This window comes from Microbacterium sp. LB12, assembly GCF_037150835.1.
In the GTDB taxonomy this organism is placed as follows: Bacteria; Actinomycetota; Actinomycetes; order Actinomycetales; family Microbacteriaceae; genus Microbacterium.
The window spans coordinates 1-509 of sequence record NZ_JBBCPF010000043.1 but is presented as its reverse complement, the minus strand read 5'-3'; the positions used below and the strand labels follow the sequence as shown (position 1 = coordinate 509).

Below are 509 nucleotides of genomic sequence, written 5' to 3'. Positions count from 1 at the left end.
CATCAGCCTCAAGCCGAGCGACCCGATGCACCTGCTCATGAAGATGGACATGGGAGGGGCCGCCGCGGTGCTCGGTGCGTTCGTCGGGCTGCGCGATGCGGGCGTCACGGCCCAGGTCACCGGCTGGTTGATGTGCACCGACAACATGCCCTCCGGCACCGCGTACAAGCTCGGCGACGTGCTCACGGCGCGCGGCGGCACCACGATCGAGGTGAAGAACACCGACGCCGAGGGGCGGCTGGTGATGAGCGATGCCCTCGTGCTCGCCACAGAAGACGGTGTGGACGCGATCGTCGACATCGCCACGCTGACCGGGGCCGCGCTGGTGTCACTCGGTGCCGCGACCGCGCCGGTGTTCGGCAACGACCAGCGGATGGTCGATCTGGTGCGGGCGGCATCCGACGCGGTGGACGAATCGGTGTGGCAGCTGCCCCTCGAGCAGAAGTACCGGAAGCAGCTCGACTCGGAGATCGCCGACATCGCCAACCTCGGCGGCCCGTTCGCGGGAG

Annotated in this window: 1 pseudogene; it reads left to right on the top strand. The window is 69.0% G+C overall.

The features are described from left to right. Positions 1-509: pseudogene (locus WFM69_RS19300) on the top strand (M17 family metallopeptidase); the annotation flags it as partial.